This is a genomic window from Brevibacillus brevis (assembly GCF_900637055.1).
Lineage (GTDB): Bacteria > Bacillota > Bacilli > Brevibacillales > Brevibacillaceae > Brevibacillus > Brevibacillus brevis.
In genome coordinates this window covers 4,636,567-4,659,670 of record NZ_LR134338.1, presented here as the reverse complement: position 1 = coordinate 4,659,670, position 23,104 = coordinate 4,636,567, and the positions used below count along the sequence as shown (strand labels likewise).

The following is a 23,104-nucleotide window of genomic DNA, read 5'->3' as shown; positions in this document are numbered from 1 at the left end:
CCATCCGTCGCTGTTGCATTCCTGAACATTTTCAAACATTCTGCTGTAACCTTTTTCCTGCTCAAGACACTAATGGGTATCCGAGAAAATTTTCGCTATAGGAAAGTAGTCGATCAGCCGACAGCAAGAGAATGGAGGAGCTTCTTTGTATGAAGAAATGAAACATCAGGTCATGGCCATCTATGAGCGGCATTATCATGATGTGTATCAATTTTTGCTGTACTTTGCTGGCAGTCAGAATGATGCAGAAGATTTGACGCAGGAGGTTTTTTTGCGAGTAATTCGATCGCTTGAACGATTTGAAGAGCGATCTGACGTGAAGACATGGCTGTTTGCAATCGCGAAGCATACAGCGATGAATTACTATCGAAAACGCAAGTGGCAAAAGCTGTTGTCAGGGAACTGGCTGTCTGTTGTGATGCCAGCCACGGAAGGGAATCCTGCTCAGGAAGCAGAAAGCCGGGAGGACGAGCAGGAATTGATCACTGCGATCAAGGGATTGCCACCGCATTACCGCATGGTTGTCATTCTGCGTGGCATTAAAGAGTACAGCGTCAAAGAGACAGCCGAAATACTGGATTGTTCAGAATCAAACGTGAAAACGACGATGCACCGGGCACTGAAGCTGTTACATAGCAAACTGTCGAATACGAAGAAGGGGGAGTTGTACAGTGGATTGGCAAAATGAACGAGATATGCTGGAACGGTTAGCGACTCTGCAAAAAAGTACACCCCCACGTAAGGAGTTTGTAGAGAGTTTACGTACTGTGCTGGAACAAGAAACGAGTCGGGTTGGCAAGAAGGGACGGCTGTTCATGAATCCGTTGACAGCGGGGATGACAGCAGTCGTGATCGCTGTTGGCTTTGGGCTGTACATCATGGCTGGGATGGGGCAAAACGAACTCATGGACCCTGAGGTGACGGCAACAAGTAGTCCGCAGCTTCCCGCCCATCCTGTATACGAGCAGGCGAAGAAGCTGCTGCAAGAATTGGCAGGTCGAGAGGCGAGTGAATATGCAGTGAATGGTATGTTATCCAATACCGATACAGGTGTTGTCGTGATGAACAAGACGGTGAACAACATACCGGTTCTCGAAGACCAATATACATTTACAATTGACCAGGCGGGCAGGAATCATAAAAAAGAAGTACGGACAAATGATACGACAGGCATGGTCTTTCCTGATCCCAAAAAGGCAATGCCAGTCAAAAAGGCAGAACAAATTTTTGGGCAGAGCGCCCGGCTGCTCTATTCAGAGTGGGAAGGGCGATTGCAATATGAGTTTCCTTTTTCAGGTGACATTGATGCTATCACAGGAGAAATTTACCCCACGGAACGCTATCATCCCGATTACAGTCTAGTAGATATGCCGCCAATTCCTGTGAAACCGGGAGGCATAAAGCTGGTAGCTCCCGACATCGAAGAAGCAGATAGACTTTTTCGGGAGTGGGGATTCGAGCCTCCGTTTTCCTTCGTTATTCAAGAAGGCTCAGACGTAGTACATACGTACAAAATAGAAACGCGAACCAAACAGAAAATAGAACTGACCGTAGTAACAGATACAGGAAAAATTCTGAACTATCGGTATGAAAATATCCATGGGAAAAATGAAAAGCTCCCTCATCCGAAGTTGGAAAACGTTCAAGAAGCAGCTAAGCAGTTTCAGAAATACCTTCCGTTAGACACTAAAGAACTGCTACTTGGTTCTGCCACTAGAAAAGGCAACATCGAAACCTATCAATTCTTCAAGTCCCATCAGGGAGTACCGATTATGGGAGGGTATACGGTTCATTTTGATGTGGACAGGAAACGGGTGATCGGAGTCAATCCTACGTATACCATGGAGTCTAAGCAGCTTCCTGACAAAAGCAAGGCAATGTCACGGGAAGACGCGACTAACGTATACGTCACCCATCGCCCGCTCCGATTGGTCTACAAGTTGATGGAGAACCCAACGACAGGAAAATTAGAACCGCGTCTCGTCTATCATATTTATTATCACGACACACCGCTCTATATGGTGGATGCGCTAACAGGGGAGTGGGTGCGTAGTTAATAACATCGTAACAACAGAAAAACCAGGGAGAAGATTCCCTGGTTTTTCGCTATGTCTCTTATTTGAAAAGCGGAACGTAAATATCAATTCCATTGTCTTCTTGCTCTGGCTTGTAGCGCTCGTCCCAATACTCAAAATCAAACCCGGCATACTCATATCCCGATTCGCAGAGCCAGGACCCGTAAAGAAAGCCATACGTCTCGCCCAAGTTTGTCTCAGGTCCCTTGTGTGTTACTTTTGCAAATGTCCCCTCGGGAATCGTGTGACTGACCATCCCTTCAGGAATATCGGCGAGGCTGGAAACTTCGACGCCAATTAGGGTGGTAAATGGATCTACCGCCGCATCGAAGTCAGCTTTGTCAGGATAGATTTGGATCAGGTATTCGCCCTCACCAACCTAATGGTGAACCTCGCTTTTTCTAGCTCGCAAAGCTTCAGAGGTAGTAGCGGAGAGCTTTTTGCCCAAGTCTTCTGTCACATTCGCCGTAAAAGTGATACCAATTACATGTGTTTCCTCGCGGGTGAGAATAGTTGGCTTCACGAAATAACGTCTAGGGAACCGAGCTAATCCAGCAGCTATTTCAGCTCTCTGGCATATATCTTCGTTCCATCATGCGTAAACGTACCGATATATTTCTTGCCACCTACCGTATATTCCATAGAAACGGTTTCCTTTCTAGGAAGCGTAAGCAGCTTGTGCGGAAACGGGAATGGCTGTTTATTCGCCACGTCTGCAATGATCTGCGTGTCTGTATGAAAGAGCTTGCCAGTCTGTTTCAATTGCTTGAGCTGCTCTGGTTTATCTAACTTGTAAGGGAGAGTCGTGGTTGGTTTGTCCATCGCATTGATTTTCTGGAAGAAATACCCGTCCTTTGTTTTCGACACGGCAATAAACTGTCCGTCACTCGTCTCTTTCAGAAACGCATACTTTTTCGAAGCGAATGTTCCTTTTTTATTCATCAATAAATAAAATTCCTCGTTGTCCTTTTTCCCGGAAATGATAAAAACTCCCGAATGGATGTTGGATTCTACCTTGTAATTTCGGGATGGCTTTAACACGACTTTTCCTTCGTGTGTAATAAAGTGGGTCATGCCATTAATTTTCACGCGATGCAATCCTTCGCTGTATCCCATGTACTCATCAAAGAAAGGCTTCGCGTGTATTTTGCCATTCATGTCTTTCAATCCTAATTTGGAGGAGAGAATCATACCATCCTTTTTGTTGTATTGGACAAAAGGGTAGTGGTGAATGTCGTAAGTTGTTACTCCTGTTTGCTCACTTGTCATCGTGAATATTGCCCCATCCGTGATCTGTTTGGATGTTTTCGTACGAGCATTGTACAGATAAGAGGTATAGCTTGTGGGAGAATACAAAAACCACTCTCCGTCTATTTGCGTGAAGGAATCGTTATAGGTGGTTATTTCCTGTGTGTTGCCTTGTTTATCGAAAATAATAAACGAGCTGTTACCAAAGTGGGTAATGATATGAAAAAAGCCATACCCGTTTTGCAATGGACTGATGTAGCCTGGATATAATAACGCTTCCTGCTGATCGATTACTTTCCCGGTAGGAGAAACAAGGGCAAAATGAGGGAACCATTTCTGCTTGAACTCTTTGTAATAGGGATCGTTCGGACTCGATCCTGCAAATGGTACGAAAAATGGTTCCGTTAGTCCATGTGGTACCTGAATCTCTTTTTCTGTCGGAACGTACTTGAGTACTGTCGTTCCCGGTCTGTCTGAACGGATGGCATTTTCGGAATGTGCGACAGAAGGAACGATTGATAGAGTAAGGCTTAGGGCTAACAGAATGTTGACGTAGTTGGTCTTTTTCATAGGTGGAATCACTTTCTCTTTCCATTTTTGTATGTAGAAGGTAGACGTTTCTCGAAAGCTGAATGTTACACATGTGTTGATCTTACAAGATTTGGATGATAGAATTGCATACATAGATTTATGATGTATTGTTTATCTAGGTATCTGCGGTTAAATCGGGAGGCACTATGAAAATCAATAAGGAGCTTTTAAAAGGCAGTACCGTGATCCTGATCTTGACGATGCTGGATCGAAAGGAAATGTACGGGTACGAGATCGCGAAAGCCATTGAGAAGGAGTCAAATGGTCTGTTTACGCTGAAAGAAGGGACGTTGTATCCGATCCTGCATGCGCTCGAAGCGGAGCGTTATGTGGAAGCGTATTGGGATGAGAAGGATGGGAGGAAGCGTAAATACTATCGGATTACGGCAGAAGGTCGCGGGCAATTGAAGGAGAAAAAGCTCGAGTGGAATACGTTTCGCGATGGGATTGATCGGGTGCTGGGAGAGGGAAGAGCATGAAGCAGACAAATACACACCCATTGATTGCAGACTATCTCGATCAAGTATGTCGCCATGTACGGGCAACGGAAATGCATCGCAGAATTCGGGATGAGCTGGAAAGTCACCTTCTAGATTTGATGGATGAGCAGATGGACGAGGGGTTGGGAGAGGAAGAAGCGGTAAGGCAAGCCATTTTGCAAATGGGGGATTCTGCTGCGGTTGGGAAGCAGCTGCATCGGATTTATAAGCCCAAAGTGGAGTGGAGGCTTCTGGCGTATGTGATGGCTTTCCTGGCTGTTGGGCTGTTTACGATGTATGGCATGCAGGTCAGTTTTATCGAGTTTAAACTGGACAGATACTGGTTCTATGCCTTATTTGGTATCGGGGTGATGCTCGCTGTTAGCTTCACGGATTATCGGAAGCTTTTGCCGTACTCGTTGTATTTGTACGTGCTGACTGTCGTAGTGTTTTTGATTGTTCTTGTGCAAGATTATACAATAAATGGAATATCATATTTGCACATAAGTCGTTCCATTACGATTGATTTTGTGGCCATGTCCACGTATTTTTTTCTCATAAGTGTTGCGGGCATGATTCTTACCAGGACATGGCGATTCCGGGGGACAGCTTCCAAGCTGATTGTATTTGTTTTGTTGCCCGCTAGCCTCTTTCTTATAGCTGGATCGCACAAGAATCTTATGCTTTATCTATTTGGATTCGTGATACTCATGATGTATGCAAAAACTGCTCGAAAAGAAAAACTCTTCTTGGTGACTGCGTCTGCTGTTGCTGGTATTGCTGCTTTTTTGTTGGACAGCTTCCCTTTAGAACGTTTCTTACTTGGGTGGATGCAACCGACCAAAGATCCGCTTGGATGGGGATATTATTATCTGGAGTTGATGGAAGTGCTCCGCACGGCGGGTTTATGGGGCAAGGGCTTTCAAGCTCCTTTACCGAAAATGCCTTATTTAGACTCCGATTTCAAGTTCACCTATTTAATCTATAGGTATGGCTGGTTTGGGGGCATCATCATCTTGTTAGCCGTTACCCTGTTTATGATGAGACTGGCTCGGGTTGTCAAGGAAGTGGACGAGCCGTATGGCAAGCATCTCATAGTCAGTATCGTTCCTTTATTCTCCGTGTACTTCTTCTGGCCACTGCTGATGTCAACAGGGCTGCTGCCAATCGTGACACTTGGGATTCCATTTCTCAGCTTTACTAATATAGGGACTGCCTTGGCTCATTTTACTGCCCTCGGTCTCATTCTGAGTGTCCATCGTCATAAGAACTCGATCGGAAAGCCACATACCTTCGTGGCAAAATAGCAATCCAGAAGAAGCCTCGGGCAATCAGAAATGCTAGGATATAGACATCAAGGAAAAACAAACCCGAGGAGGAAGTACACATGGCATTGCAATCCAAACAAATTTTCGTCAATTTACCGGTGAAGGACCTCAACAAATCGATCGACTTCTTTACGGCGATCGGCTATGAATTCAACCCGCAATTTACGGATCAAAATGCAGCATGCCTGGTGATCGGGGAAAACATTTTTGCCATGCTGCTCGTCGAAGAGTTTTTCCAAACGTTTACGAAAAAAGAGCTGACAGATGCAACGAGAAGCACCGAAGTGATTGTCGCGTTGTCGGCGGACAGCAAAGAGCAGGTCGATGAGATTGTAAACAAAGCATTAGCTGCGGGCGCAACTCCATCGAATGACCCGGTTGACCACGGCTTCATGTACAGCTGGAGCTTTCAAGACTTGGATGGCCATCTGTGGGAGTTCTTGTATATGGATCAAGGCGCTGTTCCACAGGAATAAAAGACCGAGTAAACGAAATGAGGGCAAAAAGCATGGGATCGAAAAGATGATTCCAGTTTTTTGCCCTTTTTGTCCATTCAATACTGGCACATCCCGAGCGGATTCCCATCTGGGTCAAAAAACGTCAGCACCTTCGTAGACCCAAATCTATCAATCGGAGTTACCCTTACTCCACGCTCTATTAACAGCTGATGTGCTGCCTCAATGTCAGCGGGAAGAAAATTATAGTATTTGCCGACACCAAATTGATTTTCCGGAAATGTCATAGGCTGATGGTTCTCTACGCGGACGAGACAGATTACGGTGCTTGATTCATCGGAAATCCGCATCGTGACCGCCTCCTCTTCCACAAACAAAGGTCTGCACCCAAGCTTTTCTTCATACCATTTTGCAGACGCACTTGGGTTCGTCACAGGTATAAAAACCCCTTCCATACCTTTTAACAGTGATTGAGCCATCATTTCATCTCCCATTCGACCAAAAATCTATCGCCTACTATTTCGACGACGATGATAGGAAAAACCTGTAAGCCCAACGTTTTCGTTTTGACAATCACTCGTGACATTTCGCTAGCTAAGCGTTATCTTGTACGTAGGAACACAGATGGGGTGAACGGATGCGCTTCTACAATAAATACATAAAAAAATACGGCGTAGTCGCCGGGATTTCCATGTTTTTCTTAGCGTTGGAGGCGGTATGTGATCTTTTGCAGCCGACGATCCTGTCGCACATTATCGATACGGGTGTAGCAAAACGGGATATGGATTACGTACTCAAGACAGGCGGGCTGATGCTGCTCGTAACGGCACTCGGGGCTGTTGCGGCATCCATCCGCAATGTGCTAGCCACATACGTCTCGCAAAACTTCGGTGCACAGCTGCGCGCAGATTTGTTTTCAAAGGTGCAGTCCTTATCCTTTGAAAACTTGAACAAGTTCGACAGAGCCTCTCTCGTGACACGTCTGACCAATGACGTCAATCAGGTGCAGATGTTTGTAAACGGCATGATGCGAATATTCGTCAAGGCACCGTTGATGTGCATTGGCGGGTTGTTTATGGCAACCCAATTGAACGTGGATTTGGCTGTGATTCTCGCAATTGTCGTGCCTATTGTGGGGCTGTTTATTTTCTTGAATATGAAAATCGGTTTCCCGTTCTTCCTGAAGGTACAGCAAGCACTCGACAGGGTGAACAGTGCAATGCGTGAGTATTTATCTGGCGTACGAGTCGTTAAGGCATTCAATCGCTTTGATTTTGAGCGTGGCAAGTTTACACGGGCAAACGAGGAGCTGCAATCCAAATCGGTATCGGCTACGCGGGTAATGTCTATCTTCAGTCCAGCGATCATGCTGACGATGAACCTCGGAATTGTCGCGGTCCTCTGGCTTGGGGGGCTTGGCGTAGAACAAGGAAGCATCGAAGTCGGACATATCATCGCGTTTACGAACTACATGACGCAAATTCTGTTTTCACTCATGATGATTTCCATGGTATTTAACATGTTTGTGCGGGCCAAAGCATCGGGGGGACGCATCGGAGAAGTATTTGCTGAAGAAAACCAAATGAGCTGGAAAGAGGAACAACCTCACGAGCTTCCGGGCAAAAAGGGACGCATCGACTTCGAGCAGGTCAGCTTCTCGTATGACGGAGAGAGCGGTCAGCCGGTACTCAAGCAGATTTCGTTTACTTGTCTGCCTGGGGAGACTGTCGGGATTATCGGGTCGACAGGCTCTGGAAAAAGCAGTTTGGTTGGCTTGATTCCAAGGTTTTATGATGTAACGGAAGGCACGATTCGGGTAGATGGCATGGATGTACGAGACATCGAACCGAAGCGATTGCGTGAAAAAATGGCGATCGTGCCGCAAAAAACAATGTTGTTTACAGGTACGGTGATGGAAAACATTCGTTGGGGCAAGGCAGAGGCGACCCACGAGGAGGTCGAGCATGCGGCACGTATGGCGCAGGCTCACGAGTTCATCTCCGCCACTCCCGAAGGCTATGAGACACGCGTAGGGCAGGGTGGAGTGAACTTCTCTGGAGGACAGAAGCAGCGTATTTCCATCGCCAGAGCCTTGGTGAAAAAGCCGGAAATTCTCATTCTCGACGACAGTACAAGCGCGGTAGATGTGGCGACAGAAGGCAAGATTAAGGATGCGCTTCGAGCCTATGCGGCTGGCCTCACCTGCATTTTGATCGCACAGCGGATTACGTCTGTCATGGATGCAGATAAAATCATCGTGCTTGACAACGGGGAAGTCGCTGGTATTGGTACGCATGAAGAATTGATGACCTCTTGCCACGTGTATCAGGAAATCTTTCAGTCACAAATCGGCCGGGAGGTGAAGTAAGGTGAGTCAACAGAAGCAACAGTCTGCCTTTTCACCGAGATCTGGCCGAGGCTTTGGACATGGTGCTGCCAGAGGTCCAGTGAGTAAGCCCAAGAATTTTTCGGGTACGCTAAAAAGGCTCTGGCAAGCTTTTGGCAAAGAAAAAAAGCTGCTGCCGATTGTATTTGTCATTGTATTTGTCGATGCACTACTCATGCTGTCTGCGCCTTATTTGATCGGAAAGTCGATTGATGCGATGACAGGTGGCGAGGAAGCTCTTAGCTTTTTGTCTATCATCATTCTTGCCTTGCTCGGCTCGTATATCTTGGATGGGGCACTGACGTTTTTACAAAGCTGGTTGATGGCAGGCATCTCGCAACGAATCGTGACGAATCTGAGGCAAGCCCTTTTTGACAAGCTGCAAAAGCTGCCGATTGCTTATTTCGACGCTCGTACGCACGGGGAGTTAATGAGCAGGCTCACGAATGATATCGACAACGTCAGCAGCTCCATCTCTCAATCCACAACGCAGTTGATGTCCGGAGGGATCGTGCTCCTCGGTTCGCTAGTGATGATGCTCGTTTTGTCTCCGATCCTGACACTCGCATGTCTGATCACGGTGCCACTTGTGTTTCTGCTCACACGCACGATTGCCAAACGAACGAGTGTCCTGTTCAAAAATCAGCAGATGGAGCTGGGCAAGCTGAACGGGCACATTGAAGAGACGATTTCAGGCATTCAGGTGGTGCAGGCCTTCAATTATGAGCAAAAGGCCATTGAGGACTTTACGACGATCAATGACCGGCTCTGCAAGATCGGGATGAAGGCACAGGTATGGACGGGCTTTCTCATGCCGATCATGAACGTGATTAACAACCTCGGCTTTGCCATGGTGGCGATTGTCGGAGGCGTTCTCGCTGTAAAAGGATGGATTACAGTAGGTGTTATTGCGAGCTTTCTCAGTTATTCCCGACAGTTTGTCCGTCCGCTGAACGACCTCGCGAACATTTTCAATGTGCTTCAATCCGGTGTTGCTGGGGCGGAACGGGTTTTTGAGGTAATAGATGAACAAGAGGAGCCAAAAGATTCTCAGGATGCCACTGTGCTTGTACAGCCAAAGGGTCACGTCGTTTTTGATCAGGTCAGCTTCGGCTATCGTCCAGATCAATTGATTTTGAAAAATATCAGCTTCGAGGCACAGGCAGGGAGCACCATCGCGCTAGTCGGACCGACGGGTGCAGGCAAGACGACCATCGTGAATTTGCTCACCCGGTTTTACGATGTGACCTCAGGAACGATATATTTGGACGGAAAAGACATTCGAGACTATTCGCGGGACAGCTTGCGGCGCAGCTTTGGCTTTGTTTTGCAGGATACGTACTTGTTTTCCGGTACCATCAAGGAAAATATAATGTACGGCAAGCCAGATGCGACAGATACGGAGGTTGTAGCTGCCGCGAAAATGGCGAATGCAGATGTGTTCATCAATCGGCTCCCGATGCGTTACGATACGATGCTGACGGAAAATGGGGGCAACCTGAGTCAGGGACAACGCCAGCTTTTGGCGATAGCCCGCGTCATCCTCGCCAAGCCGTCGCTGCTCATCCTCGACGAGGCGACAAGCAGCATCGACACACGGACAGAGCTGAATATCCAGGATGCGCTCCTCACCATTATGGAGGGGCGTACGAGCTTTGTGATTGCACACAGACTGGGTACGATTCGGGATGCCGACACGATTATGGTCGTGGATCAGGGAGAGATCGTGGAAAAAGGCAGTCACGATGAACTCATCGAGCAGAAAGGTACCTATTATCAATTGTTTTCCAACCAGTTTAAAAATCTGGAGGCTGCTGGGGAATAACAGAGCACCCCGTCCAAACACGCGAAATGACGTGGAGGACGGGGTGCTTTTTTTATCGGTTAGGTTGCTTGTTTGCTGGCAGCGATCAACAAGAAGATCGGCCGACGGATTTCGTCTCGCATCCCGGGTATATCCAGCATTTCTTCAGGAGGACCAGGTTCAGCGACTTTTGTTAAGTAAAATCCGGCAGCAAGGAGATCGTTCATATAGCTCGAAAACGTTCGGTGATATTTGACGACTTCATGATCCAGAAAGGTGGTATGCCGGATGCCTTCCTGCTGATAGTTGTCCACTGGCCAGTGCAAGCGTTCGCCCCCGGGTCCGTAATGCCAGTCCTGTTCAGCCAGAGCAGTGAAGACGGGATGCTCTACGGAGAAAACGAAGGAACCTCCCGGAGCAAGACAGTGATAGACACGTTGGCACAGCAAGTCAAAGCGCTCCACATAATGGATGGCCAAGGAGCTGATGACAACGTCGAATTCCTCAGGGGCAAAATCAATGTCTTCAATCGGAAGACGCAGATACTCGATGGCGGGATCAGTTGTCGTCTCTCTGGCACGAGCCAGCATTTTTTCGGAAAGGTCCACCCCTACAACGGAGCGTGCCTGCTGCTCACGCGCATATCGGCAGTGCCAGCCGAAGCCACAGCCTAGATCGAGCACTTTTTTCTCGTGAAGGGAAGGCAGTAGCTCCCGAAACGCGTGCCATTCTCCCGCGGCATTCAGCCCCTCAACCGAACGAGCCATTTGACTGTATGTGGTGAAAAAACCTTGCTCATCGTATTTGTTCTGTTTCATCCGCGCAAAACCTCCTGGGTCGGGTCGTAGGCCTGGATTAGTGCCCGCAGCGCTTGCTTGACGTCCCCCTGAAACGCTCCACCGTGATAGCAAATCAACTGCTCGATGTCATAATCAAGCAAGCGGCGGACGGAGCGAATCGCTTCCTGCATATCCAGCGTATAGGACGGATTGGCGATTTCGAGTCTACCGTTTTCGATGACAACAGCATCTCCGGCAATCAGCGTTTTGCTTGCGATCACATACAACGAAATATGCCCCGGCATATGTCCAGGCGTATGAATGATCTCGATGCCGCCACACCAAGGCAGGCGTTCGTGATTTGTTACGGGTCGATCAATCGCAGTGGGCTCGATGGACTGCAAAAAGCGAATAAATTCCTTAGCGTGCTGCTTTTCACCCGACGACAGATGGTCCAGTGTTGCTTGTGCCTGCTCCAATCGCAAAGATGTCTTTTGTCCAGCGATGTACGGTGCTTCGGATTCGTAGGCGATGATTTCGAGGTGCGGATAGGTTCTTTTTAACGCTGCCAAAGAACCGATGTGATCCATATCGTGATGCGTCACAATGACCTTCGTAAGGTCGTCGAGCGTAAGCTGTTGCTTGTGTGCGGCCTCCTGAAGCAGTGGCAAAAAATCCGGATACCCACAGTCGACAAGAATCAGTTCATGCTCATCCTGCAGCAGCACCGGGGTAATGACTTGTGCAGATCCATTGTACATAAACGAAATGTCGAGAAAGTGAATCTGGTTCATACGTTGTCCCTCCTGACTGACTGATCTTAAAAAGGAGTGTAACGCAAGAGTAGAGCAGACACACGGTCGATCTTTTCTCTGTCTCATTTATGTCCACGAATAATGCGCCGAATACTGTGTTCGGTCAAGTAATGTTTCTGGGCGAGCATTTTGACAGAAGTCCCTTCGCGATATGCCTGCCAAATGGCTTTGTTGCGCTCACTTAGCCATTGTTTTGTGTCTGTAGAGGCGCCCCATTGTCTTTTGTTTTCGTGGTGGATCGGGATGTACAAGTAACTTCCTTGTACATAATGCTGAATTTGCCGCAGCAGATCGTCTGGCAATAGGTCTTGTGCATTTTTGTATTTCATGTGCTTTGCTCCTGTCTATATAGCGTGATGTGCGTATATAGATGAGCAAAGAGATCCTCAACTCAATATCGGGAAGGCTCTGAACCAAGAGAAAGGGGAACTCTTTGCTCAGAGCCGCATTCGGCTCTTCGTACATAAGGGTCTAGCATATGAATCATCTCCCTTCTTGTCTCTATAGTAGTGAGAAAGGGGAGTTCCTTCAATAAACATCTTTTCCTTGATTGCGAAAGAAAGGGTAAGATGATGAGAGGGACGCGTAGATTGTTTTTTGGATGGAGATGAGAAAAAATGAGTCTTGGTGGTTTTCAAAGCGGCTTTTCCGCCCGCAAGGTACCACGGTCGGAAGTGCGGTGGGGACAGTTTTTAATTTGCAATCACGGGTGTGAGGAAGTCATCCAGTTGATTTCGCATGTATCTGGTGAAGTTGAATTTGAGCTATGCAAAATCGAGGCAGAGCGAATGGCACACGTTCTTTTAGAAGCTTCGAAAGCCGAGCGCTCATGACATGTATTTTTCATAAATTTCTTGAAACTTACAGCCCACTCCCTCGTATAAATGAATGAGCATGTATAGATAGAGGGAGGACGAGTATGAGCGACAAAAATGTTGTAAAAATGAGTCCCTTTCAAGCTGGAGGAAAGCTGATCGCAACGATTTTGATACTGGTCGTGTTGGTCTTGCTTGGCACGCAATCCTTTACGATTATTTCCGCAGGGCATAGTGGAGTTGTGCTGCAACTGGGAGCGGTACAGCCAAAAGTGCTGCAAGAGGGCATGCATTTTAAAATTCCGTTCATCCAAACCGTGGTGCCGATGGAAGTGCGGGTGCAAAAATCAGAAATGAGCCAGACATCTGCTTCACGTGACCTGCAAACCGTATCCACGACGATTGCCGTTAACCATCATTTGGATGCAGAAAACGTCAATAAACTGTATCAGCAAGTGGGATTGGAGTACAATAGCCGAATTGTTGATCCTGCCATTGCCGAATCATTTAAAGCCGTGACCGCTCAATACACAGCAGAAGAACTGGTATCCAAGCGTTCCGAGGTCAGCCAAAAGGTAAAAGAAGTCCTGCATAAAAAGCTGTCCAACTATAACATCATCCTCGACGAAATCAATATTCGCGAGTTTACTTTCAGTGATGAATTCAACCGCGCCATTGAATCCAAGCAGGTGGCCGAGCAGCAAGCGCTCAAATCGAAGCTGGATCTGGAGCGGATCAAGATCGAGAAAGAGCAAGAAATCACGAGAGCAGAAGCACAGGCACAAGCACTGCGCCTGCAAAAGCAAGAGGTTACGCCAGAGCTGATTCAGCTCAGACAGATTGAGGCGCAACTCGAAGCCATCCGCAAATGGGATGGAAAGCTGCCGAGCGTAACGGGTGGAGCTACTCCGTTTATCAACGTGGGTTCCCAATAACCAAATAAATAAACAAAGCCACTCCCTTGAAGAGGAGTGGCTTTGTTCTAGTTGCGGATGAGATAATCGAAAGCTCCCAAAGCCGCAGTAGCACCAGATCCCATCGAAATGATGATCTGTTTATAAGCACTGTTCGTGCAATCACCGGCAGCAAAAACACCAGGGATGCTTGTAGAACCATGGCTGTCTACCACGATCTCACCAAAGCGAGTGCGCTCAATCGTGTCGCCCAACCAATCCGTATTCGGTACCAGACCGATCTGTACAAACACACCTTGCAATTCAATGTGCTTGGTTTCACCTGACTCACGTTCGATGTAAGAAATACCGTTTACTTTATCCGTGCCCGTAATTTCTTTTGTTTGAACGTTTTTGAGTACAGTGACGTTTGGCAGACTGTAGAGACGATCTTGCAATACTGCGTCAGCTTTCAGCTCTGGCGAGAATTCCAGAACCGTTACATGCTTCACAATACCTGCGAGATCAATCGCTGCTTCCACACCTGAATTACCGCCGCCAACAACGGCGACATCTTTGCCTGTAAACAAAGGACCGTCGCAGTGAGGGCAATACGCTACACCCTTGTTCTTGAACTCTGCTTCACCTGGAACACCCAGATTACGCCAACGAGCACCTGTCGACAGGATGACTGTCTTACTCTTCAGAACAGCGCCGTTTTCCAGTTCAATTTCGATCAGATCCTTTTTCTCCAAACGCTTGGCACGTTGCAGCTTCATGACATCAATGCCATACTCTTTCACTTGCTTTTCCAGATTGGCTGCGAGCTGAGGACCTTCAATGTATTTCACACTGATGAAGTTCTCGATGCCCAATGTGTCATTAACTTGACCGCCAAGGCGTTCAGCAACGAGGCCAGTACGAATCCCTTTGCGTGCTGCATAAATCGCCGCACTTGCACCTGCTGGGCCACCGCCCACAACAAGCACATCATAAGGGTCTTTATTCTCAAACTCGGATGCGTCCGGAGCAGAGCCCAGCTTGGCAAGAATTTCTTCCACGGTCATACGACCGCTTTCGAAAAATTCACCATTGAGGAAAACGCTTGGTACAGCCATCACGTTTTTGCTCTCTACCTCGTCCTTGAATACGGCACCGTCAATCATTGTATGAGTAATACCAGGATTGAAGATACTCATCAAGTTCAGAGCTTGGACAACATCTGGACAATTGTGGCAACTCAAGCTGATGTAAGATTCGAACTTATATTCACCACGAAGGTCTTTGATTTGATCAATGACACTTTGCTCGACCTTTGGAGCTCTTCCGCTTACTTGCAAGAGAGCCAATACCAAGGAAGTAAATTCGTGACCCAGCGGAGTACCGGCAAAAACGACTCCGGTATCTTCGCCGACACGATTTACGCTAAAGCTAGGTGTGCGAGTGAGTTCTGCTTTCTCCACACTGATCTTCAAAGACATGCTGGCTAGCTCATCAATCAGTGCAAGCATCTCAGAGGATGCCTCATCCGTGCCTGCACTGACTTTGAGTACAATATCGCCTTCCAAGAGCTCGAGATATTGTTCTAGTTGCGCTTTGATTTCTTGGTCAAGGGCCATTTTATATCACACCTTAAATTTTGCCTACGAGATCAAGGCTTGGTTTCAGTGTTTTGCCACCTTCTTGCCATTTTGCTGGGCAAACTTCACCTGGATTGTTGCGTACATATTGTGCTGCTTTGATTTTGTTGATCAGAGCACTTGCATCACGGCCAATGCCACCTGCAGTAATCTCAACAGCTTGGATGACACCGTCTGGGTCGATGATGAATGTACCGCGATCTGCCAAACCTTCAGCTTCGATCAATACATCGAAGTTGCGGGAGATAACATGGGAAGGATCGCCGATCATGATGTATTCTACTTTACCGATTGCTTCAGAGCTGGAGTGCCATGCTTTATGAGTGAAGTGAGTATCTGTAGAAACGGAGTATACTTCAACACCGAGTTCTTTCAAAGTTGCATATTGGTTTTGCAGATCTTCGAGTTCAGTAGGGCAAACGAAAGTAAAGTCTGCTGGGTAGAAGCAAACTACGCTCCATTGACCTTTGAAGTTTGCTTCTGTTACTTCGAGGAATTTACCTTTTTGGAATGCTTGTGCTTTAAAAGGCAATACTTCAGTTCCGATGAGTGACATAGTGTTAGCTCCTTTATATGTTTTTTGTATGGTACATATTCAGGACATGCGTAACAAGGCATGCTTGAATATAATTTACAATGATTATTATTTAATAAATGATTCAGTAAGTCAAGTTTTTTATAATGATTATAATGTGATAATTTTTACAAGACGTTTTCTCCATTATTTAGTATGATTCGAACGGCATAAGAGTATTCGTTTGCTGTATGAAAAATTGAAGATTCGTCCGTAGAAACCGGGCGGATTGTTTTACGTATGAATTAAAGAGCGAATTGACAGCGTAATTTACATACAGGAGTGATGATATGCCATCTTCAATTAGTGCACCGCAAAAATGCTTGTCCAAGGATGCGTTCAAGGTACAGCTTATTACCGAGGGGATTACGGCTGTAATTGGGCTCGTTATTTTGGCCGTTCTTTATTATCTAGATAATCATTTTGCGTGGAAGGAATGGATCGGATGGGGTCTGCACGGATTGCTCGTTATCGGTGTGATCGCGATGATTTGGTCTTTTGTCGAGCCGTATTTTTTATATAAAAGCTGGCGGTATGATATCGACGAAGATTTCCTGCAAATGAAATTCGGGGTGATCACAGAGAAACATTTCCTTGTCCCCATGACGAAAATCCAAGCAGTCTCAACGAAGCAAGGACCGATTTTGCGAAAGTATGGACTGTACACCATCTCGATAAAAACGATGGGCTCCTCGCATGAAATTCCAGGATTGCCGGGGGATGTCGCTTCTCAATTAAGAGAACAGATTGCACACTACGCCAAATTAAAGGAAGTGGAGTAGTGATGGAAGCAAAACGATACCATCCACTACATATCCTTTTTGATCTCATTATCCAAGTAAAGCATCTGTTTTTTCCTGCGTTGATTTTGTTTGTGTTCAATTATGACTCGACGAACGCATTCATTACGTACGGGAGAATTGTTTTTTACATCTATGTAGCAGGGATGCTGGTCTATCTGCTTTTGAAATGGGTTTCGTACAAGTATAGGCTGGATGATACGGCTTTCCATCTTTACGAAGGAATTTTTACGAAGACAAAACAAACGATCCCCTTTACCAAAATCCAAAACGTCAATCGACATACGACGCTGCTGCACCGGATTTTTAAAGTGACTTCTATCCGGTTTGAGACAGGGATGGTTGGGGATGATTCTACCGTGGAATTCGCGGTGATTTCTTTGAACGAAGCGGATGAACTGGAGGCTTACACGAAACAGGCAGGGCGATTAGAGAAAGAGCCTGAAGCCAAAGGGAAAGAAGGAGACGCGACCTTTTCGGAGGAAATCGGTACGCCGTATCCCACTCCTGAGCGAATCATTCACTTTACGCCAACGAAAAAAGAGATTATCAAGGCTTCCTTCACTTCTCTTAGCTTCTTGGGGATGATTACGTTACTGGTATGGGCGTATTTCAAGATCACCGAATATATCGACGTGGAGGAGCAGGTAGTAGGTATTTATTCTCTTATTACGAGCTCGTGGATATGGATCACGCTCACAGCCGTTGGACTTCTCGTCCTATCCATCGTATTTGGCATCGTCACGACCTATATTCGTTACGGAAAATATGAGATTTCGTCGGATCACGAACGGATTTACATTGCCAAAGGAGTCATCGAAGAAACAGCTTTTTCGATCGCAAAAGAGAGAGTGCAAGCGATTAAAATCAAACAATCCTTGTTAAAGCGCATGTTGGGTCTCGCCGAAGTCAAGCTGACGGTTGTCGGCGGGGATAGTGATTCGGATAAAGATAAACAGGATGTCAGCTCACTCTATCCATTTTTACCGGTAAAACGCGCGTATGAGATGATCGCAGAAATATTGCCTGCGTATGAAGTGACGGAAGAAATGACGAGTCTCCCTCAAAAATCATTATGGGTTCGCTTGGTCAGATCGAGCTGGATTTGGATCATAGGCACAGGTGCGCTTTCCTATTTCAAGCCGAATATTTGGGGGTGGGAGCAAGCGTGGTGGGTCATATCCATTGTGTTGACACTGCTCATCCTGGCTTTTGAGGTCATTGAATTTACCAACACGCGATACACCTTGAATGATCACTTCATTCAGTTCCAAACCGGGAGCCTAACCACGACTTTATTTGTGTCGAAGCGAGAGAAGATCATAGAGGTCAACGTCAAAAGAGGCATCCTTCAAAAGCAGCTAGGGCTTGCTTCTATCAAAACGGTCAATCGCGCCAAACCTGTGAGTCATAAAGGGGTAACAGATGTGCCGATAGAGTTGGCGGAAGAGTTTTATCAGTGGTATATGGGACGCAGAAAAGAGATCAAGGTAGAGTAGAAGAAGAGGGGGCGTAGAAGGAAAAGGTGAATCTTTCCCTCTACGTTCTTGTGCTTTCAAACAGCTCCAGCCATTCCCCATCCGGACCTTTGAAGAACATATAACGTGAGCCGTTCGGCAATGTGGTTATTTCCTGATCGATAAAGGATACATGCAGTTGCTTCAAGCGGTCGATTTCCGCTTCGAGGTTGTCCACAGCAAACGCAAGGTGGTGGACCTTGCCCTCTACCGGCAACGAATCGCTGTATCCGTGAATGAGCTCCAGCTCTGTCTCTGTGCTTCCCGGAAATCCAAGAAAAGCAAGGGTAATGACTCCGTTGGAATGAGCGAGCTTTCCTTTTAGCTCCATCCCAATCACTTCGGTGTAAAAAGCAATCGATGCCTCCAAATCTTTTACCATCAAACCCACATGCTCCAGTTTTTTGATCGCCATAACTTCATTCCTTTCCACAGGTTTTACTTGCTCGAGTATTGGCTAAGTGTTCCTGTTTGCTTCAAATAGTTATAAAATCTGTGCAAAATAGTGACAGCCTCTGCGCGAGTCAGCATTTCTCCCGCCTCAAATTGGCCGTTCCATGCAGTCATGATCCCTGTTTTTTGCAAGAGGGCGAGGTTGGTGGCAGTGATTCCACTAAAGTCATCTGAGAAAAAATATTCATTGCCATCCTGACTGATCAAGATTGGATAAAGAATATTTGTTCGGTCTGACCCATCCTCAGCGTATCGCCCATCCTCCTGAAAAACAGGATCTTCCATCGACTCGTACGGACTGAGAATAAGGGGGATATCCTGCATAGAAGAAAGGATTTGAAAAACTTCCGTGGCAGGTATATCTTGCCTGTCTAACATAAAGACGGGTAGGACGTTAGCTGTACCCATTCGATTGAGTTTGGCGTCCGGGTAAAATTTGTAGCCAGCAGGTGTATAGCTTACGGCATTCCACCAATCTCGTGTAACAATTGAACTGATTTCCTTGTAAGCCCAATGATTTTTCGGTACATCGGAAAAATGTTTTATGTGGTAATTGCTATAGTCCGTCTTCTGATTCGGATTGTACGGTCTGTAACGATCAAACAGGCGATAGATCATGACGGTCATTTCTGCTTTGTCGACCAATCTTTCAGGCTGGAAGCGACCGTCAGGATAACCGCTTACAACCCCCTTATCTACCATGAAGGAGATGGAATTCATGGCCCAGCCGTATTTCTTCGGATCGACATCATGAAATTTCGGTGCAGCATGTGTAACCGCAGGATAAATACCGGATAACCCCAGAATGAGTGCAAGTAATACCGTGATGACTTTCATATATTCTCCTCTCTTTTTTCTATGAAATTGTAAGGATTATCCTTCTAGTATACTATCCGGTGCTGGAAAAGGAAGGTGTTCTGCAAGCACAGATGTGACGATATGCAGCGAGTCAAACTCGCCAGACGAAGCTGTGATAATCGGCGGTTTAGAAGGAAACAGTTGCTTGTTAATTTCGTGGGGAGAAAGCCCTTGGCTATGCAAATGCAGGATTTCCCCAGACAGATTCTCCAAATGCTCCAGCTTTTGTTTCAAGCGTGTTTTCCCGTCTGGATGATATCCAGAATGGGCGCAAAAGATCGATTGGAAGTCACAAGCGAGAACCGTACGGAGGGAATTCATCAAGGTGGGGATCGATTCTTCTCGTAGTATGACCTTTGTTTTCACACCCATAAAAAGATCGCCACAGAACAAGCGACCAGTCCTTTCGTCCAATAAGGCTACATGGTCATGGGCATGGCCGGGGGTATCAAGTACTTTCCATTCGATGGAGCGGGAGTGATGGACGTCACCCAAAGGTTGGGCCACAAACGGATCACGAATTCCCCAGGTAAGCTTACGATAGAAAGGGTATTGTGCTTTTTGGGAGCAAATGTCCACTCCTTTTTCGTGAATGAAAAGAGGGACCTGCTTGTGCTGGGCAATCCACGAGGCGGTACCGACATGGTCTTCATGGCTGTGCGTCAGTACGACCGAATCAAACGAGACTTCCTGAAACCTGTGAACGAGAGCTTGCTCGAGTACTTTCGGGCCAGTATCAACCAGCATGCCATCCGTCACATAAACAGTAATCCCTGATTCCCAATCTCCTACGCGCACAATCCCTTCGAGACATGCCACGTCTTCATGATGATGAATGTGAATCATACCGCACACCTCCCCTAGTGATGGAATCATTATACTATTGAATGAGTATTCAGTCATTTTTGTTTGTGATCCAACCTCATCCTGCATCCCTGTATCGTGTATGATGAATAGGGATGATTGCTCGTATGAGGTGAAAACATGAATGTATTGCCGATAAATGAAGTATTGCCAGAGCTGGTAAACACGCTGCGCAACGAGACAAACGCAGTGTTGGTCGCTGCTCCGGGTGCGGGGAAGACGACGCGAGTACCACTGGCCTTGCGTGAAGAAGCTTGGTTATACAATCGTAGAATTGTGATGCTGGTCCCACGCAGACTGGCAGCACGCCAAGCTGCTGCCTACATGGCTGCCTTGTTGGGGGAAGAAGTGGGACAAACGGTCGGATACCGGGTCAAGCGTGAATCAAGAGTAGGTCCAGACACACAGATTGAAGTGATTACAGAAGGAATTTTAACGAGAATGCTACAGGATGATCCGGAGCTATCTGATGTCGGTCTTGTTATTTTCGACGAGTTCCACGAACGGAATTTGCACGCGGATTTAGGGCTGGCCCTTAGTCTTCAGGCACAAGGCTTGTTTCGGGAAGACCTGCGAATTCTCGTGATGTCCGCTACACTCGATGCCGAACCCGTGTCAGCCTTGCTGGGGGATGCTCCCGTTGTCAGTAGTAAAGGCAGGATGTTTCCGGTGGAGACGCACTTTTTGACTTCCCCGATGCAGGGGCGTCTGGAGGAAGCCGTTGTCCAGATGATCTTCCATGCGTTGGGACAAGAAGAAGGAGATATGCTCGTCTTTTTACCTGGAGCCAAAGAAATTCACCGGGTACAAGAGTTGCTTGAACAAAGCGGTGTGGGCACGCATATACGGATTGCTCCTCTTTACGGAAATTTGTCGCAGGAGGAACAAGATAAGGCGATCCAGTCCGGGAAGACAGGGGAGCGCAAAATTGTCCTCGCCACCTCTATTGCCGAGACGAGCTTGACTGTCGAGGGTGTGCGCATCGTGATTGATAGTGGATTAAAACGGGTCCCGCGCTTTTCTCCACGAACAGGGATGACGAGACTGGAGACTGCAAAGGTATCGAGGGCATCTGCTGACCAACGCCGAGGAAGGGCTGGACGACTTGCGCCCGGGGTCTGCTTTCGAATGTGGACAGAGCAAGAAGATCGCATGCTCATTCCACAGCAGGCACCTGAAATCATGGAAGCTGATCTGGCTGTGCTCGCTTTGGAGCTGGCTTTGTGGGGAGTCGGGGCACCGGAAGAGCTGGATTGGCTGAATCTCCCGCCGAAGGCTGCGATGGCGCAGGCTCAAGAGCTGCTGCTTCAGCTGGGCGCATTAGATGAGCGGAAGCAGATCACACCACATGGACGAGTGTTGGCTGGAATGGGTGTGTATCCGAGATTGGGCCACATGATTCAGAAAGCGAATGAGCTGGGGGAAGGTGAACTGGCTTGCGAGCTGGCTGTCCTCTTGGAAGAACGTGATATTGTGCGGGGGCGCCAAGCGTCAGCGAATGCGGATATGCGTACGCGTGTTGAGCTGCTTCGTCAGGCAGCAAACAAACAGAGTGGAGCAGCGGAGCTTCCGATTGATGCAGGGGCATGCAAAAGACTTTGGAAGGAGGCGGCTCACTTCAAACGGGTATGGGCAAAAAACCAGTCCGGTGACACGTCTACTCGTACAGAAGCGACGGGGAGACTGCTGGCGTTTGCGTACCCGGACCGGATTGCCCAGCGAAGGGCAGATGGACGTTATTTGCTTCGCAATGGGCGTGGAGCGGCTTTTTCCGTGCAGCAACCACTGGCTGCTTCGCCGTATATTGTGGCAGCAGAACTCGATGACCAGGGCGCAGACAGTCGGATATTACTGGCGGCTAGCGTGGGAGAAAGCGAGCTGTTGAATGATTGTGCGATGCAGATTACCGAACGAATGAATGTATGGTGGGAGCATACAGCAGGGGCAGTTCGCAGCCGCAAGCAAAAACGGTTGGGGGCGCTCCTAGTGGCCGATTTGCCTGCGGAGGCTTCGCCAGATGAGGTGTTAACAGCGTTTTTGGACGGAATAAGGGAAGAAGGCTTGGAGATTTTGCCGTGGAATCGGCAGGCGAGACAGTATCGGGAGCGATTGCTGTTTATGCACCGTCTGGAGGAAGGGTGGCCGAATGTGGAAGATGAGGCGCTGCTTGCATCCTTGGAGGAATGGCTCGCTCCCCATGTGTATGGTTTCAAAAGAAAGGAAGACTTGCAGTCGCTGTCAGTGACGACGTTGCTGGAGAGTATGCTGTCCTGGGAGCAGCGCAGACAATTGGACGAATACGCTCCGACTCATGTGATCGTCCCGAGCGGCTCAAAAATTCCTGTCGATTACAGCGATCCAGCGGCACCGGTGCTTTCGGTCCGGCTACAGGAGCTGTTTGGTTGGCAAGATTCTCCGAGAATAGGCAGAGGCAGGGTATCTCTGACCATGCACCTGCTTTCGCCAGCTCATCGTCCGGTACAAGTGACACGGGACTTGGAGAGCTTTTGGGCACATGCGTATTTTGAAGTGAAAAAAGATTTGAAGGGCCGTTATCCCAAGCATTATTGGCCGGATGATCCGCTAGTGGCCATTCCGACAAATCGGACGCGTCCACGCACATAAATCGATTTGGATAGCTAGGTATATTCGGGTATAGAGGAAGAGCTCGGCATCAGGTGAAATTTCCCATTTTGCTAGTTCCATGTTCGTGAGTCATGTCAATTGTGA

Annotated in this window: 23 protein-coding genes; 12 read left to right on the top strand and 11 right to left on the bottom strand. The window is 47.5% G+C overall.

The window, feature by feature from the left end:
* Positions 1-145: 145 nt before the first annotated feature.
* Both EL268_RS22405 and EL268_RS22400 read left to right on the top strand, forming a co-directional pair.
* Complete coding sequence (locus EL268_RS22405) at positions 146-688, top strand: RNA polymerase sigma factor (protein ID WP_106654286.1); 543 nt, start codon at positions 146-148, stop codon at positions 686-688.
* On the top strand, positions 672-2,057 hold the full coding sequence (locus EL268_RS22400; protein WP_106654287.1) for a hypothetical protein: 1,386 nt from the start codon (positions 672-674) through the stop codon (positions 2,055-2,057). Before EL268_RS22405 ends, EL268_RS22400 begins: the two co-directional genes overlap by 17 nt.
* A 58-nt stretch (positions 2,058-2,115) precedes the next feature.
* Here EL268_RS22400 and EL268_RS33995 read toward each other — a convergent pair whose 3' ends face one another.
* Together EL268_RS33995 and EL268_RS22390 are read right to left on the bottom strand one after the other, a co-directional pair.
* On the bottom strand, positions 2,116-2,433 hold the full coding sequence (locus EL268_RS33995; protein WP_338067978.1) for a GyrI-like domain-containing protein: 318 nt from the start codon (positions 2,431-2,433) through the stop codon (positions 2,116-2,118).
* A gap of 200 nt (positions 2,434-2,633) precedes the next feature.
* Positions 2,634-3,893, bottom strand: a complete 1,260-nt coding sequence (locus tag EL268_RS22390; protein WP_106654289.1) for a hypothetical protein — start codon at positions 3,891-3,893, stop codon at positions 2,634-2,636.
* 167 nt (positions 3,894-4,060) lie between these two features.
* Between EL268_RS22390 and EL268_RS22385 the strand changes: the two genes are divergently transcribed.
* The 3 genes from EL268_RS22385 (at position 4,061) to EL268_RS22375 (ending at position 6,197) form a co-directional block, all read left to right on the top strand.
* Entirely contained in the window at positions 4,061-4,393 is a 333-nt protein-coding gene (locus EL268_RS22385; protein WP_106654290.1) for a PadR family transcriptional regulator, read from the top strand.
* Complete coding sequence (locus tag EL268_RS22380) at positions 4,390-5,700, top strand: FtsW/RodA/SpoVE family cell cycle protein (RefSeq protein WP_106654291.1); 1,311 nt, start codon at positions 4,390-4,392, stop codon at positions 5,698-5,700. Before EL268_RS22385 ends, EL268_RS22380 begins: the two co-directional genes overlap by 4 nt.
* Before the next feature lie 80 nt (positions 5,701-5,780).
* Positions 5,781-6,197, top strand: coding sequence for a VOC family protein (locus EL268_RS22375; protein ID WP_047070766.1), 417 nt, complete (start codon positions 5,781-5,783; stop codon positions 6,195-6,197).
* A 77-nt stretch (positions 6,198-6,274) separates the two neighbouring features.
* Here EL268_RS22375 and EL268_RS22370 read toward each other — a convergent pair whose 3' ends face one another.
* Entirely contained in the window at positions 6,275-6,655 is a 381-nt protein-coding gene (locus EL268_RS22370) for a VOC family protein (RefSeq protein ID WP_106654292.1), read from the bottom strand.
* Between the two features lie 158 nt (positions 6,656-6,813).
* Here EL268_RS22370 and EL268_RS22365 point away from each other — a divergent pair, with 158 nt between their 5' ends.
* Both EL268_RS22365 and EL268_RS22360 read left to right on the top strand, forming a co-directional pair.
* Positions 6,814-8,544 (top strand): ABC transporter ATP-binding protein, encoded by a 1,731-nt coding sequence (locus EL268_RS22365; RefSeq protein WP_106654293.1) that lies wholly within the window; start codon positions 6,814-6,816, stop codon positions 8,542-8,544.
* A 1-nt stretch (position 8,545) separates the two neighbouring features.
* Positions 8,546-10,387, top strand: coding sequence for an ABC transporter ATP-binding protein (locus EL268_RS22360; protein WP_106654294.1), 1,842 nt, complete (start codon positions 8,546-8,548; stop codon positions 10,385-10,387).
* Between the two features lie 59 nt (positions 10,388-10,446).
* Here EL268_RS22360 and EL268_RS22355 read toward each other — a convergent pair whose 3' ends face one another.
* The 3 genes from EL268_RS22355 to EL268_RS22345 all read right to left on the bottom strand — a co-directional run bounded on the left by EL268_RS22355 (position 10,447) and on the right by EL268_RS22345 (position 12,289).
* Positions 10,447-11,184, bottom strand: coding sequence for a class I SAM-dependent methyltransferase (locus EL268_RS22355; RefSeq protein WP_106654295.1), 738 nt, complete (start codon positions 11,182-11,184; stop codon positions 10,447-10,449).
* On the bottom strand, positions 11,181-11,939 hold the full coding sequence (locus tag EL268_RS22350) for an MBL fold metallo-hydrolase (RefSeq protein WP_106654296.1): 759 nt from the start codon (positions 11,937-11,939) through the stop codon (positions 11,181-11,183). Before EL268_RS22350 ends, EL268_RS22355 begins: the two co-directional genes overlap by 4 nt.
* A gap of 83 nt (positions 11,940-12,022) precedes the next feature.
* Positions 12,023-12,289, bottom strand: coding sequence for a CD3324 family protein (locus EL268_RS22345; protein WP_106654297.1), 267 nt, complete (start codon positions 12,287-12,289; stop codon positions 12,023-12,025).
* A gap of 288 nt (positions 12,290-12,577) precedes the next feature.
* On the opposite strand from EL268_RS22345, the gene EL268_RS22340 reads away from it, so the two are divergent.
* Positions 12,578-12,793, top strand: coding sequence for a hypothetical protein (locus EL268_RS22340; RefSeq protein ID WP_007727516.1), 216 nt, complete (start codon positions 12,578-12,580; stop codon positions 12,791-12,793).
* Between the two features lie 86 nt (positions 12,794-12,879).
* Complete coding sequence (locus EL268_RS22335; RefSeq protein ID WP_106654298.1) at positions 12,880-13,710, top strand: prohibitin family protein; 831 nt, start codon at positions 12,880-12,882, stop codon at positions 13,708-13,710.
* Between the two features lie 47 nt (positions 13,711-13,757).
* On the opposite strand, the gene ahpF is transcribed toward EL268_RS22335, so the two are convergent.
* On the bottom strand, positions 13,758-15,287 hold the full coding sequence (gene ahpF, locus EL268_RS22330) for an alkyl hydroperoxide reductase subunit F (protein ID WP_106654299.1): 1,530 nt from the start codon (positions 15,285-15,287) through the stop codon (positions 13,758-13,760).
* Positions 15,288-15,300: 13 nt separating this feature from the next.
* The gene (ahpC, locus tag EL268_RS22325; RefSeq protein WP_056496515.1) at positions 15,301-15,864 is read right to left on the bottom strand and encodes an alkyl hydroperoxide reductase subunit C; all 564 of its coding nucleotides are present in this window, start codon (positions 15,862-15,864) and stop codon (positions 15,301-15,303) included.
* Positions 15,865-16,172: 308 nt separating this feature from the next.
* Here ahpC and EL268_RS22320 point away from each other — a divergent pair, with 308 nt between their 5' ends.
* Together EL268_RS22320 and EL268_RS22315 are read left to right on the top strand one after the other, a co-directional pair.
* Positions 16,173-16,664: a PH domain-containing protein gene (locus tag EL268_RS22320; protein ID WP_106654300.1), complete on the top strand. Its 492-nt coding sequence runs from the start codon at positions 16,173-16,175 to the stop codon at positions 16,662-16,664.
* A 2-nt stretch (positions 16,665-16,666) separates the two neighbouring features.
* Positions 16,667-18,181, top strand: coding sequence for a PH domain-containing protein (locus EL268_RS22315; RefSeq protein WP_232029998.1), 1,515 nt, complete (start codon positions 16,667-16,669; stop codon positions 18,179-18,181).
* A 40-nt stretch (positions 18,182-18,221) separates the two neighbouring features.
* On the opposite strand, the gene EL268_RS22310 is transcribed toward EL268_RS22315, so the two are convergent.
* From EL268_RS22310 to EL268_RS22300, 3 genes are read right to left on the bottom strand one after another with little or no spacing between them, the layout of a single operon-like run.
* On the bottom strand, positions 18,222-18,614 hold the full coding sequence (locus EL268_RS22310) for a VOC family protein (RefSeq protein ID WP_106654302.1): 393 nt from the start codon (positions 18,612-18,614) through the stop codon (positions 18,222-18,224).
* 23 nt (positions 18,615-18,637) lie between these two features.
* Complete coding sequence (locus EL268_RS22305; protein WP_106654303.1) at positions 18,638-19,489, bottom strand: S-layer homology domain-containing protein; 852 nt, start codon at positions 19,487-19,489, stop codon at positions 18,638-18,640.
* Between the two features lie 36 nt (positions 19,490-19,525).
* The gene (locus EL268_RS22300) at positions 19,526-20,356 is read right to left on the bottom strand and encodes an MBL fold metallo-hydrolase (protein ID WP_106654304.1); all 831 of its coding nucleotides are present in this window, start codon (positions 20,354-20,356) and stop codon (positions 19,526-19,528) included.
* 138 nt (positions 20,357-20,494) lie between these two features.
* Here EL268_RS22300 and hrpB point away from each other — a divergent pair, with 138 nt between their 5' ends.
* Complete coding sequence (gene hrpB, locus EL268_RS22295) at positions 20,495-22,999, top strand: ATP-dependent helicase HrpB (protein ID WP_106654305.1); 2,505 nt, start codon at positions 20,495-20,497, stop codon at positions 22,997-22,999.
* Positions 23,000-23,104: the final 105 nt, after the last annotated feature.